This is a genomic window from Streptomyces sp. NPDC001480 (assembly GCF_042894725.1).
Classification (GTDB): Bacteria; Actinomycetota; Actinomycetes; order Streptomycetales; family Streptomycetaceae; genus Streptomyces.
The window spans coordinates 16,053-30,471 of the sequence record NZ_JBIAVX010000025.1 but is presented as its reverse complement, the minus strand read 5'-3'; the positions used below and the strand labels follow the sequence as shown (position 1 = coordinate 30,471).

Annotated in this window: 14 protein-coding genes; 8 read left to right on the top strand and 6 right to left on the bottom strand. The window is 70.3% G+C overall.

The genetic code is table 11. From position 1 onward, the window contains the following. Window positions 1-291 precede the first annotated feature (291 nt). From ACFY01_RS40785 to ACFY01_RS40775, 3 genes are all read left to right on the top strand, one after another. The gene (locus tag ACFY01_RS40785; protein ID WP_390740845.1) at window positions 292-2,646 is read left to right on the top strand and encodes an RNA degradosome polyphosphate kinase; all 2,355 of its coding nucleotides are present in this window, start codon (window positions 292-294) and stop codon (window positions 2,644-2,646) included. Next, window positions 2,627-3,697 (top strand): CHAD domain-containing protein, encoded by a 1,071-nt coding sequence (locus ACFY01_RS40780; RefSeq protein WP_390740844.1) that lies wholly within the window; start codon window positions 2,627-2,629, stop codon window positions 3,695-3,697. Before ACFY01_RS40785 ends, ACFY01_RS40780 begins: the two co-directional genes overlap by 20 nt. A 72-nt stretch (window positions 3,698-3,769) precedes the next feature. Next, window positions 3,770-4,189: an NUDIX hydrolase gene (locus ACFY01_RS40775; protein WP_390740843.1), complete on the top strand. Its 420-nt coding sequence runs from the start codon at window positions 3,770-3,772 to the stop codon at window positions 4,187-4,189. 25 nt (window positions 4,190-4,214) lie between these two features. Here ACFY01_RS40775 and ACFY01_RS40770 read toward each other — a convergent pair whose 3' ends face one another. Beyond that, entirely contained in the window at window positions 4,215-4,388 is a 174-nt protein-coding gene (locus ACFY01_RS40770) for a hypothetical protein (RefSeq protein WP_390740842.1), read from the bottom strand. 143 nt (window positions 4,389-4,531) lie between these two features. Between ACFY01_RS40770 and ACFY01_RS40765 the strand changes: the two genes are divergently transcribed. Then, the gene (locus ACFY01_RS40765; protein ID WP_390740841.1) at window positions 4,532-5,419 is read left to right on the top strand and encodes a hypothetical protein; all 888 of its coding nucleotides are present in this window, start codon (window positions 4,532-4,534) and stop codon (window positions 5,417-5,419) included. 95 nt (window positions 5,420-5,514) lie between these two features. Next, window positions 5,515-5,679: a hypothetical protein gene (locus ACFY01_RS40760; RefSeq protein WP_390740840.1), complete on the top strand. Its 165-nt coding sequence runs from the start codon at window positions 5,515-5,517 to the stop codon at window positions 5,677-5,679. Window positions 5,680-5,691: 12 nt separating this feature from the next. Here the strand turns inward: ACFY01_RS40760 and ACFY01_RS40755 are convergent, their stop codons facing one another. After that, the gene (locus tag ACFY01_RS40755; RefSeq protein WP_390740839.1) at window positions 5,692-6,024 is read right to left on the bottom strand and encodes a metal-sensitive transcriptional regulator; all 333 of its coding nucleotides are present in this window, start codon (window positions 6,022-6,024) and stop codon (window positions 5,692-5,694) included. Between the two features lie 227 nt (window positions 6,025-6,251). Here ACFY01_RS40755 and ACFY01_RS40750 point away from each other — a divergent pair, with 227 nt between their 5' ends. Next, the gene (locus ACFY01_RS40750; protein WP_188289463.1) at window positions 6,252-6,872 is read left to right on the top strand and encodes a DUF47 domain-containing protein; all 621 of its coding nucleotides are present in this window, start codon (window positions 6,252-6,254) and stop codon (window positions 6,870-6,872) included. Window positions 6,873-6,879: 7 nt separating this feature from the next. Then, entirely contained in the window at window positions 6,880-7,878 is a 999-nt protein-coding gene (locus ACFY01_RS40745; protein ID WP_390740838.1) for an anion permease, read from the top strand. 484 nt (window positions 7,879-8,362) lie between these two features. Here the strand turns inward: ACFY01_RS40745 and pstB are convergent, their stop codons facing one another. The 4 genes from pstB to pstS form a co-directional block, all read right to left on the bottom strand. After that, complete coding sequence (pstB, locus tag ACFY01_RS40740) at window positions 8,363-9,139, bottom strand: phosphate ABC transporter ATP-binding protein PstB (RefSeq protein WP_390740837.1); 777 nt, start codon at window positions 9,137-9,139, stop codon at window positions 8,363-8,365. A 42-nt stretch (window positions 9,140-9,181) separates the two neighbouring features. Further along, the gene (gene pstA, locus ACFY01_RS40735; protein ID WP_390740836.1) at window positions 9,182-10,243 is read right to left on the bottom strand and encodes a phosphate ABC transporter permease PstA; all 1,062 of its coding nucleotides are present in this window, start codon (window positions 10,241-10,243) and stop codon (window positions 9,182-9,184) included. Next, window positions 10,240-11,247: a phosphate ABC transporter permease subunit PstC gene (gene pstC, locus ACFY01_RS40730; RefSeq protein WP_390740914.1), complete on the bottom strand. Its 1,008-nt coding sequence runs from the start codon at window positions 11,245-11,247 to the stop codon at window positions 10,240-10,242. Before pstC ends, pstA begins: the two co-directional genes overlap by 4 nt. 139 nt (window positions 11,248-11,386) lie before the next feature. Continuing rightward, window positions 11,387-12,514: a phosphate ABC transporter substrate-binding protein PstS gene (pstS, locus tag ACFY01_RS40725; RefSeq protein WP_390740913.1), complete on the bottom strand. Its 1,128-nt coding sequence runs from the start codon at window positions 12,512-12,514 to the stop codon at window positions 11,387-11,389. Between the two features lie 293 nt (window positions 12,515-12,807). Here pstS and ACFY01_RS40720 point away from each other — a divergent pair, with 293 nt between their 5' ends. Further along, window positions 12,808-14,403, top strand: coding sequence for an FAD-binding oxidoreductase (locus ACFY01_RS40720; protein WP_390740835.1), 1,596 nt, complete (start codon window positions 12,808-12,810; stop codon window positions 14,401-14,403). The last annotated feature ends 16 nt before the right edge of the window (window positions 14,404-14,419 follow it).

The following is a 14,419-nucleotide window of genomic DNA, read 5'->3' as shown; positions in this document are numbered from 1 at the left end:
AGTCCCATGACTGGCCCCTCCACCTGGCGGAGACCGGCATCGTCCTCACCCTGGCTGCCGCCGCGACCACGGCGGCCTGCACGGTGCTGCGCCGGCGCACCGCGTGGGGGACCGACGATCCCGTACGTCCTCCCACGGGGGGAAGGACGTACGGGATCGTCACTTTCGCGTCCGCCGCACCGCGCCCTCGCGAGCACCGCACCGCCCCGAACGCCCCGGAGCCGCCCCCAGATATCCCGCACGTCATGTCTCCGTAACCATCGATTCAGACGACCTTGCGACGCTCAGCCAATGAAGCCCGCCGTGCCAGAGCCTTCGCCACCCCCCGAGGGGTCCGCGGGGAACGGGGTCCTGAAGCTCCCACCCGCACGTTCCGACGCGCCCGTATCGCTCCTGACGCGGAACAATGGGGTCATGAGCCAGCCAGACACCCAGGCACAGGTCCAGCACGCGCAGCCCTCCGTGGGCTCCATAGCCGCGCACCGCCCGCACACCGTGGCGGCCGTGGTCTCCGACCTGGAACCCGACATCGATGCCGACCTCGACGCGTACGAGGAATCGCAGGTTGACGGGGTACAGCTGCCGCAGGGTCGATTCCTCGACCGGGAACGCAGCTGGCTCGCGTTCAACGAGCGGGTCCTCGAACTCGCCGAGGACCCGAACACGCCCCTCCTCGAACGGGCGAACTTCCTGGCGATCTTCGCCAGCAACCTGGACGAGTTCTTCATGGTCCGGGTCGCCGGACTGAAGCGCCGTATCGCGACGGGCGTCGCCACCCGCTCGGCCTCCGGACTCCAGCCCCGTGAGGTACTGGAGATGATCTGGGCCCGCTCCCGCGAGCTGATGGCCCGGCACGCCGCCTGCTACCACGAGGACGTCGCCCCCGCGCTCGCGGAGGAGGGCATCCACCTGGTCCGCTGGAACGAGCTGACGGAGAAGGAGCAGGCCCGCCTGTTCACGCTCTTCCGGCACCAGATCTTCCCGGTCCTGACCCCCCTGGCCGTGGACCCGGCACACCCCTTCCCGTACATCTCCGGCCTGTCCCTGAACCTGGCCGTGGTCGTACGCAACCCGGTCAGCGGCCACAAGCACTTCGCCCGCGTGAAGGTGCCGCCGCTGCTGTCCCGCTTCCTGGAGGCCGCCCCGGGCCGGTACGTCCCGCTGGAGGACGTCATCGCGGCCCACCTGGAGGAGCTCTTCCCGGGCATGGAGGTCCTCGAGCACCACGCCTTCCGGCTCACCCGGAACGAGGACCTCGAGGTCGAGGAGGACGACGCCGAGAACCTCCTCCAGGCCCTGGAGAAGGAGCTCATGCGGCGCCGCTTCGGGCCGCCGGTGCGCCTGGAGGTCGAGGAGTCCATCGACCGCGAGGTCCTCGACCTGCTGGTGCGCGAGCTGAAGATCAGCGAGGCCGAGGTGTACCCGCTCCCGGGCCCCCTGGACCTCACCGGCCTCTTCCGCATCGCCTCCCTGGACCGGCCCGAGCTCAAGTACCCGAAGTTCATCGCCGGCACCAACCGTGACCTCGCCGAGGTCGAGTCCGCGTCGGCGCCGGACATCTTCGCGGCCCTGCGGCAGCGGGACGTGCTCCTGCACCACCCGTACGACTCCTTCTCGACGTCCGTACAGGCCTTCATCGAGCAGGCGGCGGCCGACCCGGACGTCCTCGCGATCAAGCAGACCCTGTACCGGACCTCCGGCGACTCCCCGATCGTCGACGCGCTCATCGACGCCGCGGAGGCGGGCAAGCAGGTCCTCGTCCTTGTCGAGATCAAGGCCCGCTTCGACGAGCACGCCAACATCAAGTGGGCGAAGAAGCTGGAGGAGGCCGGCTGCCACGTCGTGTACGGGCTCGTCGGCCTGAAGACCCACTGCAAGCTGTCCCTGGTGGTGCGCCAGGAGGGCGAGACGCTCCGCCGCTACAGCCACGTGGGCACGGGCAACTACCACCCGAAGACGGCCCGGCTGTACGAGGACCTCGGTCTGCTCACCGCCGACCCGCAGGTCGGCGCGGACCTCTCCGACCTGTTCAACCGCCTCTCCGGCTACTCTCGCCGGGAGACCTACCGCCGGCTGCTGGTGGCCCCCAAGTCCCTGCGCGACGGCCTGGTCTCACGGATCGACAAGGAGGTCCAGCACCACCGTGCCGGGCGTCCGGCGTTCGTCCGCATCAAGGTCAACTCGATGGTGGACGAGGCGGTCATCGACGCCCTGTACCGCGCGTCCCAGGCGGGCGTACCGGTGGACGTGTGGGTGCGCGGCATCTGCGCGCTGCGGCCCGGCGTCCCCGGCCTGTCGGACAACATCCGCGTCCGGTCCGTCCTCGGCCGCTTCCTCGAACACTCCCGCGTGTTCATCTTCGGCAACGGCGGCGAGCCCGAGGTGTGGATAGGCAGCGCCGACATGATGCACCGCAACCTCGACCGCCGGATAGAGGCCCTCGTCCGGGTCACCGACCCCGCCCACCGGTCCGCGATCAACCGGCTGCTCGACACCGGCATGTCCGACACCACCACCTCCTGGCACCTGGGCCCGGACGGCGAATGGGTGCGGCACGCGACCGACGGGGACGGCCAACCCCTGCGCAACGTCCAGGAGATGCTCATAGACGCCCGGAGGCGCCGGCGTGGCACAGCAACACCTTGACCCGACGGACCCCACGGCCGGGGCGGTGACCGGGGAAACCCTCGCGGGCTACCTGCGCGCCCAGGCCACGGAGTTCCTCCGCGCGCTGCGGCTGCACCGGGAGACCGGGGGCGGCTCGAACGGCGCGGAGGAGTCCGTCGACGCGGCACGCGCCCTGCGCCGCTCGGCCCGCCGTATCAGCGGCAGCCTGCACACCTTCCGCCCCCTGCTCGACACCGCCTGGTCGGAGGAGATCCGGCCCGAACTGGCTTGGCTGTCGGGCACGTTGGGGATGGAGCACGCGTACGAGGGGCGGCTGGAGCGGCTGCTGCTGGCGCTGCACCGGCTGTCGGGGTCGGCGACGGTGCCCGCCCAGCCGGTCGGCGCGGCCGTGGGCGGCCCCACCGACGGGGCGGCGCCCGCCCCGCTGAAGGCGACGCCCCCGAACGGCAACCTGACCGTCGGTGCGGCGAAGGCGGGCGCCCTGCTGGACCGCCAGCTCACCCTCGCCCGGACCCGCGCCCACTCCACGGCCCTCCAGGCCCTGGGCTCCTCCCGCTTCCACGCCGTCGCCGACAAGGTCGCCGTACTGGCCAGCGAGGTCCCCCTCACCGCCGCCGCCACCTCCACCGCACTGCACCCCCTGGCGGACGCCGCCGAGGAACGCCTCACCGACGCGATCACCGCGCTCCCCCTGGTCACCGCGGGCCACCCCTACAACGCGGAGGCCCTCATCCACGGCCTCTCCCCGGACCCGTCCTCCCACCCCCAGGACGGCCCCTGGCACCAGGTCCGCCTGCTGCTGCGCCTGCACCGCTACGCCCGCGAGGTGCTGCACGGCCAGGGCGGCCCCGTCGACCTGCGCCTGCTCACGGCCGGCCAGGCCCTGAACCGGCACCGGGACGCCTCGGAGGCCGCCGCGGCGGCGGCACAGGCGGCCCGCACCCCGCGCATCGCCCCGGCGACGGCGTACGCCCTCGGCGTGCTCCACGCCGACCAGCGTCACGAGGTGGAGGCGTCACGGTTCGCGTTCCAGCAGTGCTGGCAGAAGCAGACGGTCACCACCCCCTGACCCCTGCCGCTGTCCCTCCTGCCCCTGGCTCTCCTGCCCCCTGACTCTTCGACGCGAGGCGGTGAAGCACCGGTGACGACCGCGAAGGACACCCCCGTACAGGCCGCGGGCTGCGTACTGTGGCGCCGCTCACCGGTGGACGGCGGCCTGGAGGTCTGCCTCGTCCACCGGCCCAAGTACGACGACTGGTCCCACCCGAAGGGCAAGCTCAAGCGCGGCGAGGAGGCACTGCCGGGCGCCCTGCGGGAGGTGGCGGAGGAGACCGGCTACACCGCCGAGCCCGGCGCCGAGCTGCCCACGGTGTGCTACTACGCCAACGGCCGCCCCAAGGAGGTCCGTTACTGGGCTGCCGAGGCCGTCGCCGGCGACTTCACGCCCAACGACGAGGTGGACCGCATCCTGTGGCTGGCGCCCGGGCCGGCCCGGGCCCGCCTGACCCAGCCCCGCGACCGGGACCTCGTCGACGCGCTGGTCTGCGACTCGCCGGTGTGACGACTCGTAGGGGTGACCGGGCCCGTCAGCCCGCCGTCGCATGCCCCTCCGCGTCCGCTCTCGCCTGGCTGCGGGCCCGGCGGGCGGGACCGCGCCAGCCGCAGGTGCACCGGGCCACGCAGAAGCGGCCCTGTTCGTTCGTCGTCGTGAGGTGTTCCTGCCCGTGCCGGGTCCGTTCGGGACCCTCCTGCTGCGCCACACAGACAACGTTACCCACCCGAAGCAAAGCGTACGTCCGCCCCCGTCCAAGCCCTGCCCGCGCGTGACGGCCGCCCCCTACTCGTCGTTAACCGGAAAGACAGGGGGCCCGTGACGGACGTACCGGCTGGGGGTAGGCAGGCTATGGATCGGCGGCAGTACAGGCGGGGCGGGACGGCCGGCAGGGCGGGACTCGCGGTGGGGATCGCGGCCGGTCTGGGCCTCGGGGTCACGGGCTGCTCCTTCAGCGGCGCCGCCGCGGAGGACGGGCGCGGCGCGGACGACCCGGTCACCACGCTGCACCGCGCCGCCGACGCCCTGCGCGAGGCAGGCAGTTCACAGGCCACCACCTCGATGGAGATGGCCACCGGCGGCACCCGGGTCACCATCCGGGGCGAGGGCGTCTACGACTTCCGCAGACAGCTGGGCCGGCTCACCGTGCAGCTCCCGCAGGACCCGGCCGGGCAGGCCGAGCACCGCCCGATCACCGAACTCCTCGCCCCCGGCGCCCTGTTCATGAAGAACCGCGGCGCGGGGGTGCCCGCCGACAAATGGGTACGGGTGGACAGCGCGACCCTCTCCGACGGCAACCTGGTCACGGGCGGGGCGACGGACCCGTACGCCGCCGCGGAGTTGCTGCGCGGGACGCGGACGGCGACGTACGTGGGGCGTACCGAGCTCGACGGCATCGAGGTGCGGCACTTCCGCGGCACCGCCGACCTGGTCAGGGCGGCGCGCGACGCCTCGGCGGGCAACCGGGAGGCGCTGGCCGCGGCGGCGAAGGGGTTCGCCACGGCCGAGGTCCCCTTCGACGCCTACCTCGACGACGAGGGCCGCATCCGTAAACTCAAGCAGAGCTTCTCATTTGTCAACGGCCGCCGGAAGGCCGGCGTGGCGGTGGCCTCCACGACACTGCTGTACGGCTTCGGCACCCCGGCGGACGTCCGGCTGCCGCTGCCGAAGGACATCTACGCGGGCCGGATCGCCGAGAACCAGCCACCCGGCGAACCGGCCGGCGACCCGGGGCACTAGTCAGCGCGGCGGCCCGTGAACTAGCCCGTCCGTGCCATGCGCGGTGTGTAGAGCCCTGCCTACTCTAGGAAGTCGGTAACGGCAGAGAAGAGGTGATGCGCGTGGCTCCGGTCGGCGGTACGGCAGTTCAGGACCACGTGGCCCTCGCCGAGATCGAGCTGTGCGGAGAGCTGATCATCGCGGCGTCCGCCGCCGAGGAAAGGCTCAGCCTGGAGAGCATCGACGAGGTGCTGCGCGTGGCGGAGGAACGGGACAGCTGACCTGCGGGGCGCTCAGGTGCGCAGCAGGCGGCCGATCGCCTTCGTGGCCTCCTCCACCTTGGCGTCGATCTCCGTCCCGCCCTTGACGGCCGCGTCCGCGACGCAGTGGCGCAGGTGCTCCTCCAGGAGTTGCAGCGCGAAGGACTGGAGCGCCTTGGTGGAGGCGGACACCTGCGTGAGTATGTCGATGCAGTAGGTGTCCTCGTCGACCATGCGCTGGAGGCCCCGGATCTGGCCCTCGATCCGGCGCAGCCGCTTGAGGTGCTCGTCCTTCTGCTTGTGGTACCCGTGCGTGGTGCCGCTCGCCTCGGAGGGCGCCGTGGCTCCGGCCTCGGTCGTCGTCATCGCGCCCCTCCAGTCACTGCGGGCTCCGGACCAACTCCGGAACAGCTCCGGACAGATACCCCTACAGGGTATATGGTAGCCAACTTTGCTGGGTATACGGGTCTTGGTACGCCCCCGTGATGATCGGTTTGACTGATGGGTGACACTGGGGGACGGCCCATTAGCCGTGGCCGGATGATGCGCCTAGCATCAGCCTGACCGAAACCGAAGCACCCCGAGGACCCCAAGTGCGCTTTCGTCTGACCCCCAGGGAGACGAGCTTCTACGACATGTTCGCCGCTTCCGCGGACAACATCGTCACCGGCTCGAAACTCCTGATGGAACTGCTCGGGGCGGACACCTCCGCCCGGGCCGAGATCGCAGAGCGTATGCGGGCCGCGGAACACGCAGGTGACGACGCCACGCACGCGATCTTCCACCAGCTGAACTCCTCGTTCATCACGCCCTTCGACCGCGAGGACATCTACTCCCTCGCGTCGTCCCTCGACGACATCATGGACTTCATGGAGGAGGCCGTCGACCTGGTCGTCCTCTACAACGTCGAGGAACTGCCCAAGGGCGTCGAGCAGCAGATCGAGGTCCTGGCGAGGGCGGCGGAGCTGACGGCGGAGGCCATGCCGAACCTCCGCACGATGGACAACCTCACCGAGTACTGGATCGAGGTCAACCGCCTCGAGAACCAGGCCGACCAGATCCACAGAAAGCTCCTCGCGCACCTCTTCAACGGCAAGTACGACGCGATCGAGGTGCTCAAGCTCAAGCAGATCGTGGATGTGCTGGAGGAGGCGGCGGACGCCTTCGAGCACGTGGCGAACACGGTGGAGACCATCGCCGTCAAGGAGTCCTGACCTCTTCATGGACACCTTGGCACTGGTCGTGACCATCGCGGTCGCGCTCTTCTTCACTTACACGAACGGATTCCACGACTCGGCGAACGCGATCGCGACGTCGGTGTCGACCCGGGCCCTGACGCCACGCGCAGCGCTGGCGATGGCGGCGGTGATGAACCTGGCCGGCGCCTTCCTGGGCTCGGGCGTCGCCAAGACCGTCAGCGAGGGCCTGATCGAGACGCCTTCGGGCTCCACGGGCATGGCGATCCTCTTCGCCGCGCTGGTCGGCGCGATCGTCTGGAACCTGGTCACCTGGTACTTCGGCCTGCCCTCGTCGTCCTCCCACGCCCTGTTCGGCGGCATGGTCGGCGCGGCGATCGCGGGTGGCACGGCGGTCCACTGGAACGGCGTGCTCAACAAGATCATCATCCCGATGTTCCTGTCCCCGGTGGTCGGCCTGATCGTCGGCTACCTGGTCATGACCGTGATCCTGTGGGCGTTCCGCCGCTCCAACCCGCACAAGGCCAAGCGCGGCTTCCGCATAGCGCAGACGGTGTCGGCGGCCGGCATGGCCCTGGGCCACGGCCTCCAGGACGCCCAGAAGACCATGGGCGTGGTGGTGCTCGCCCTGGTCATCTCCGGCCACGAGACCTTCGGCGACCCGATCCCGGTGTGGGTCAAGCTCGTCTGCGCCGTGATGCTCTCCCTCGGTACCTACGCCGGCGGCTGGCGCATCATGCGCACCCTCGGCCGGAAGATCATCGAACTCGACCCGCCCCAGGGCTTCGCCGCCGAGACCACCGGCGCGTCGATCATGTTCGCCACGGCGTTCCTCTACAAGGCGCCGATCTCCACGACCCACGTCATCACCTCCGCCATCATGGGCGTAGGCGCCACCAAGCGTGTCAACGCCGTCCGCTGGGGCGTCGCCAAGAACATCGTCCTCGGCTGGTTCATCACCATGCCGGCAGCCGCCCTGGTGGCGGCGGCGGCCTTCGGAGTCGTGAACCTGGCGTTCCTGTAGGCCCGCTCCCCCCACGAGGGGCCTCCGGCCGGGCGGGGCGCTTGCCTACAGGGGGTCGCCCCGTCCCCAGGGGCCCCGCCCCTTCGACCCCACCGGGGGCTGCGCCCCCGCACCCCCGCCGGACTCCGAGACGCAATCCCGCCGAGGCCGGGGCGCAGCCCGCAGCCCCGCCAGGACCCGAGCCGCAGCCCACAGGGGTGCAGGGGACGCAGTCCCCGCCGGGGTCTGGGGCGGAGCCCCAGGGTGGGGCGACCTTCCAGCTGACCCGCACGGGTGGGTGGGTGGGAAACGGGCGGGGTCTGGGGCGGAGCCCCAGGGCGGGACGGATACCCGGCGGGCGCGCGAACCCCGGGCGACACGAGAGGCCGCCCCCACGCCGGGAAGGCGATGGGCCCGCCCCCGGGAGCCAGGGGCGGGCCCTCACATCCCCGCGGTGGCACCGCCATGCAGCACCGCGAGGGGTCTCGGCAGACCGTCGGCCGGCTCAGCCGAAGCGGCCGGAGATGTAGTCCTCGGTCGCCTGCACCGACGGGTTGGAGAAGATCCGCTCCGTGTCGTCGATCTCGATCAGCTTCCCCGGCTGCCCCACCGCCGCGAGGTTGAAGAACGCCGTACGGTCGGACACACGCGCCGCCTGCTGCATGTTGTGCGTCACGATGACGATCGTGAACCGTTCCTTCAGCTCACCGATCAGGTCCTCGATGGCCAGCGTGGAGATCGGGTCCAGCGCCGAGCACGGCTCGTCCATCAGCAGCACCTTCGGCTCCACGGCGATCGCCCGCGCGATGCACAGCCGCTGCTGCTGACCACCGGACAGCCCGGACCCCGGCTTGTTCAGCCGGTCCTTGACCTCGTTCCAGAGGTTCGCGCCCTTGAGCGACTTCTCGACGATGTCCCCGAGCTCGCTCTTCTTGTAGCTGCCGTTCAGCCGCAGCCCGGCCGCCACGTTGTCGAAGATCGACATCGTGGGGAACGGGTTCGGCCGCTGGAACACCATGCCGACCTCACGCCGTACCGACACCGGGTCGATCCCGGACCCGTACAGGTCCTCGTCGTCGAGCATGACCTTGCCCTCGACCCGCCCACCGGGCGTGACCTCGTGCATGCGGTTCAGGGTGCGCAGGAACGTCGACTTGCCACAGCCCGACGGCCCGATGAACGCCGTCACCGAGCGCGGCTCGACCGTCATCGAGATGTCGTCGATCGCCTTGTGGGAGCCGTAGTAGGCGGTGAGTCCGCTCACGTCGATTCGCTTGGACATAACTACTTCACTTCCAGACTCTTCGGTCGCCGAGAGGTCGCGTCAGCGACCGGTCTTCGGGGCCTTCCAGCGGGCAATGCCCCGGGCCACCAGGTTGAGGATCATCACGAAGGCGATCAGCGTGAGGGACGCCGCCCACGCGCGGTCGTACGCCGCGTTGGCACCAGCGCTCTGCGAGTACTGCTGGTAGATGTACAGCGGCAGCGACGACTGCGCACCCTCGAAGGGGTTGTTGTTGATGAACGGGTTGCCGAACACCAGCAGCAGCACCGGCGCGGTCTCTCCCGCGATACGGGCGATGGCGAGCATGACGCCGGTGGTGATGCCGCCGATCGAGGTCGGCAGGACCACCTTCAGGATCGTGCGCCACTTGGGCACACCCAGCGCCAGGGACGCCTCGCGCAGCTCGTTCGGTACGAGCTTGAGCATCTCCTCGGTGGAACGGACCACGACCGGCATCATCAGGATGGCGAGGGCCAGCGAGCCGGCGAAGCCGAAGGGCTGCATGTCGAAGATCAGCATCAGGCTGAGGATGAACAGACCCGCGACGATCGACGGGATACCGGTCATCACGTCGACGAAGAACGTGACGGCCTGCGCGAGCCTGCCCCGCCCGTACTCGACGAGGTAGATCGCGGTGAGGATGCCGATCGGCGCGCCGATCAGGGTGGCGAGACCGACCTGCTCCAGGCTGCCGATGATGGCGGCGTAGATGCCGCCGCCCGGCTCGGAGTCGGCGACGACGCCCATGGAGTGGGTCAGGAAGTAGACGTCGAGGACCTTCACGCCGCGCGCCACGGTCACCCAGATCAGGGAGACCAGCGGCATCACGGCGAGCAGGAAGGCGACCCAGACGAGGGAGGTCGCGACGCGGTCCTTGGCCTGGCGGCGGCCCTCGACGCGGGCGGCGATGCCGAACGTGCCGAGGACGAAGACGATCGCGGCGATCAGGCCCCACTGGACCTTGCTGTCCAGGCCGGCGGCGAGGCCGATGCCGACGCCGACCACGAGGGATCCGGCGGCGATGGCCCACGGGGACCACTTCGGGAGGCTGGCGCCGCGCAGCGTGCTGGGGCGCTTGTCGGCGAGGCTGGCGGTGCTCATGCGTTGGCCCCCGAGTACTCCTTGCGGCGGGCGATGATCGCCCGGGCCGCACCGTTGACCAGCAGGGTGATGACGAACAGGACCAGACCGGAGGCGATCAGCGCGTCACGGCCGTCCTGCGTCGCCTCGCTGAACTTGCTGGCGATGTTCTGGGCGAAGGTGCCGCCACCCGGGTCGAGCAGGCTGGTCTGGATGTCGAAGGTCGGGGAGAGCACGGTGGCGACGGCCATCGTCTCGCCGAGCGCGCGGCCGAGGCCGAGCATCGAGGCCGAGATCACACCGGAGCGGCCGAAGGGCAGCACCGACATGCGGACGACCTCCCAGCGGGTGGCACCGAGGGCCAGCGCGGCCTCCTCGTGCATCCGCGGGACCTGCCGGAAGACCTCACGACTCACGTTGGTGATGATCGGCAGGATCATGATCGCGAGCAGGACGCCGACGGTGAGCATCGACCGGGGGGCGCCGCCCTCCCAGGAGAGGATGCCGGTCCAGCCGAAGTACTTGTCGAGCCAGCCGTAGAGGCCGGTCATGTGCGGTACGAGGATGAGCGCGCCCCACAGGCCGTACACGATGGACGGCACAGCGGCGAGCAGGTCGATCACGTACGCGACGGTGCCGGCCAGCCTGCGCGGCGCGTAGTGCGTGATGAAGAGCGCGATGGCGACCGCGATCGGGACCGCGATGGCCATGGCGATGATCGAGGAGACGATCGTGCCGAAGGCGAGGACCGCGATGCCGAAGGAGGGCGGCTGGAGGTTGGTGTTCCACTCGAAGGTGGTCAGGAAGTTGCCGTGGTCCTTGCTGATCGCGAGGGAGGCGCGGTAGGTGAGGAAGACCGCGATCGCGGCCATGACCACCAGCAGCAGGATGCCCGAGCCACGGGACAGGCCGAGGAAGATGCGGTCACCGGGGCGGGTCGCGCCACGGGCGTTGCGCTTCTGCTCGGCCACGGTCGGCTCGGGTACAGGGGGAGGCGCGTCGGTTGTCTGCGTCGTTATGTCCATCGGGTTCTCCGGTCTGCGGAGCCGCTTGCGGGTGGGCGGCTCGGTGGAGCCGTTCACCCGAGGACGGGCGCGCGGCTCCTGGCGGCGGTGCACCGGACGGTGCGGTCCGGCCCCGAACCGGGGCCGGACCGCACCCAGGTCAGCTCAGGCCCTCGATGGTGGTGCGGACCTTGGAGATGATCGCGTCGGGGACGGGGGCGTAGCTGATCCCGGACAGGATCTTCTGGCCGTCCTCGCTGGCGATGTAGCGGAGGAACGCCTTGGTGGCGGGCAGGGTGTCCGCCTTGTTGCCCTTGTCGCAGACGATCTCGTACGTGACCAGGGTGAGCGGGTAGGCGCCCTCGGCCTTGGTCTTGTAGTCGAGCTGGAGCGACAGGTCCTTGCCGGTGCCGACGACCTTGGCGGCGGCGATGTCGGCGGTGGCGGACTCGGTGGACGGGGCGACCGGCTTGCTGGCGCCCGTGTCGATGGAGACGGCCTTGAGGCCGTCCGAGACGTAGGACAGCTCGAAGTAGCCGATGGCGCCGGAGGTCTGCTTCACCTGCTGGGCCACACCCGCGGACTGCGGAGCGGACTGACCGCCCTTGGCCTGCCAGGCCTTGCCGCCGGAGTACTTCCAGTTGTCCGGGGTGGTGGCGATCAGGTACTTGGTGAAGTTGTCCGTCGTACCCGACTCGTCGGAGCGGTGGAACGCCTGGATCTTCAGGTTCGGAAGCTTCGCGGAGGGGTTCAGCTTCTTGATCGCCGCGTCGTTCCAGTTGGTGATCTTGCTGTCGAAGATCTTGGCGAGGGTCGGGGCGTCCAGCACCAGGTTGTCGGCACCCGGGACGTTGTAACCGACCGCGATCGGGCCGCCGACCATCGGCAGGTCGATGCCCTGGCCGCCCTTGCAGACGTTCTTGGAGGCCTTGACCTCGTCGTCCTTCAGCGCGGAGTCGGAGCCGGCGAAGGCGACCTGACCCTGCGTGAACGCGGTGACACCGGCACCGGAGCCGCCGCCCTTGTAGTTGATCTGCACGCCGCAGGCCTGGGAGAAGTTCTTCACCCACGCGTCGATCGCGTTCTTCTGCGCGGAGGAGCCGTCGGCGAGGAGCTGACCCTTGGCGTTGTCGCACTTGATCGAGCTGGCGCTCGTCGACGCCGAGGAGTCGCTGCCCGTCTTCTTGCCCGTGTCGTCGGAGCCGCACGCCGTCAGGGCCAGGGCGCCGGAGACGGCCACTGCACCGAGGGAAAGGGCGCGAAGCCGGTTCTTGCGCTGAAGCTTCACTTTCGGGAGTTCCTTCCAGGAGCCGCCACCGTCGGCGGCGTGCGAGGTCGTGTGATGCGACAGCACGTCCTCAAGGCCGCACTCCGCACCGGGTAAGGCCGAAATTAGGCAGAACAGGTGAAGCCGCCGATGGCCGGAAGTGAACGAGGGGTGAACCCCTGCCGTCGGCCCGGTGAGGTCACGGAATGCTTACGGGGAGGCCACACATGGGTTCCGACCGCCGGGTTACGTAGCGTGGAACCTTTGGCCCCGACGCACCGTCTCGTTCCAGGGGAGCCGACGAAAGGCACAGCATGGAACGGCGCAGGTTCATCTCAGGCGGAGCGGCCGCGGTGGCCGCGGTCGCGGTGGCCGGCTGCAAGGGGAGCGGGGGCACGGCCGCCGGAGGCGCGAAGCACGCGACGGGCACAGCGGACACGTCGACGCGGGCGCTGACGTCAGCATCCTCCCGTACGCCGATGAAGACCACCAACGCGGCCGTCGCCGCGAACTGGGCGGCCCTCGCCCGCGACCTCGACGGCACGCTGGTCCGTCCCGGCGACGCCGCCTGGAAGACCGCCCACCAGCTGTACAACACCCGCTTCGACGGCCTGAAACCCGCCGCGGTCGCCTACATCGCCCACGCCGACGACATCCGGACGACGCTGGCCTACGCCCACGCGCACGGCATACGCGTGTCGATACGCAACGGCGGCCACTCCTACGCGGGCTGGTCCTCCGGCGACAACCGCCTCATAGTCGACGTCTCCAAGCTCAACCGGATCCGGGTCAGCGGTCAGGAGGCCGTCGTCGGCGCCGGCTCCAAGCTGATCGACGTCTACCGCGCGCTCGGCGCCAAGGGCGTGACGATCCCCGCCGGTTCCTGCCCCACCGTCGGCGTCTCCGGCCTGGTGCTCGGCGGCGGCCACGGCGTGGCCTCCCGGGCGTACGGACTGACCTGCGACAGCCTCACCCGGGCCACCCTGATCACGGCGGACGGCAAGCAGGTCACCGCCGACGCCACCACCAACAAGGACCTCTTCTGGGCCCTGCGCGGCGCCGGCAACGGCAACTTCGGCGTCGTCACCGAACTCCACTTCAAGACCCACCCCGCCCCCCAGGCCGTCACCGGTTACCTGACCTGGCCCTGGGCGAAGGCCGCCGCGGTGGTCAAGGCCTGGCAGGAGTGGGGCCCGAGCCAGCCCGACGAGATCTGGTCGTCCCTGCACCTGTCGGGCTCCCCCGGCCGCACCCCCACGGTCGCCGTGGCCGCCTTCTCCATGGGCACCTACGGCGAGCTCAAGAACGCGGTCGACCGCCTGGCCGACAAGGTGGGCGCGGGCGCCACCAGCGTCTCCCTGCGCCGCCGGGGCTACGAGGAGGCGATGGAGGGATACGCCAACTGCACCCGGTTCTCCACCGACGCCCAGTGCCACCTCCCCGGCTCGACCCCGGGCCGCTCCCCGCAGGGCGCCCTGGGCCGCGAGACGTACGCCGCCCGCTCCGACTTCTTCGACCGCTCCCTCTCTGCGGCCGGCATCCAGAAGCTGCTGGCCCAGCTGACGTCGGTGCGGGGCGGCGCGGGCAGCATCGACCTCACGGCCCTCGGCGGCGCCGTCAACCGCGTCTCGCCCACCGCCACGGCCTTCGTGCACCGCCGCTCCCGGATGCTGGCCCAGTACATCGCGTCCTGGGGCTCGGGCAGTTCCGGCACGACGGCCCAGTCCTGGCTCACGTCGGCCCACGACGCCATGAAGCCCTACGCCTCCGGCGCGGCCTACCAGAACTACACCGACCCGACCCTCACCAACTGGCGCAAGGCGTACTACGGTGACGCGGCCACGCGGCTGACCCAGGTGAAGAAGCAGTACGACCCGGAGAGGTTCTTCAGCTACCCGCAGGGGCTGTAGGCGCAGGCTCCGGACG

What these genes read in the sequence shown, in the direction of transcription:
- ACFY01_RS40785 (WP_390740845.1), top strand. Translation starts at nt 292, where the DNA reads ATGAAGCCCGCCGTGCCAGAGCCTTCGCCACCCCCCGAGGGGTCCGCG.
- ACFY01_RS40765 (WP_390740841.1), top strand. Translation starts at nt 4,532, where the DNA reads ATGGATCGGCGGCAGTACAGGCGGGGCGGGACGGCCGGCAGGGCGGGA.
- ACFY01_RS40760 (WP_390740840.1), top strand. Translation starts at nt 5,515, where the DNA reads ATGCGCGTGGCTCCGGTCGGCGGTACGGCAGTTCAGGACCACGTGGCC.
- ACFY01_RS40755 (WP_390740839.1), bottom strand. Translation starts at nt 6,024, where the DNA reads ATGACGACGACCGAGGCCGGAGCCACGGCGCCCTCCGAGGCGAGCGGC.
- ACFY01_RS40745 (WP_390740838.1), top strand. Translation starts at nt 6,880, where the DNA reads ATGGACACCTTGGCACTGGTCGTGACCATCGCGGTCGCGCTCTTCTTC.
- pstB (WP_390740837.1), bottom strand. Translation starts at nt 9,139, where the DNA reads ATGTCCAAGCGAATCGACGTGAGCGGACTCACCGCCTACTACGGCTCC.
- pstA (WP_390740836.1), bottom strand. Translation starts at nt 10,243, where the DNA reads ATGAGCACCGCCAGCCTCGCCGACAAGCGCCCCAGCACGCTGCGCGGC.
- pstC (WP_390740914.1), bottom strand. Translation starts at nt 11,247, where the DNA reads ATGGACATAACGACGCAGACAACCGACGCGCCTCCCCCTGTACCCGAG.
- ACFY01_RS40720 (WP_390740835.1), top strand. Translation starts at nt 12,808, where the DNA reads ATGGAACGGCGCAGGTTCATCTCAGGCGGAGCGGCCGCGGTGGCCGCG.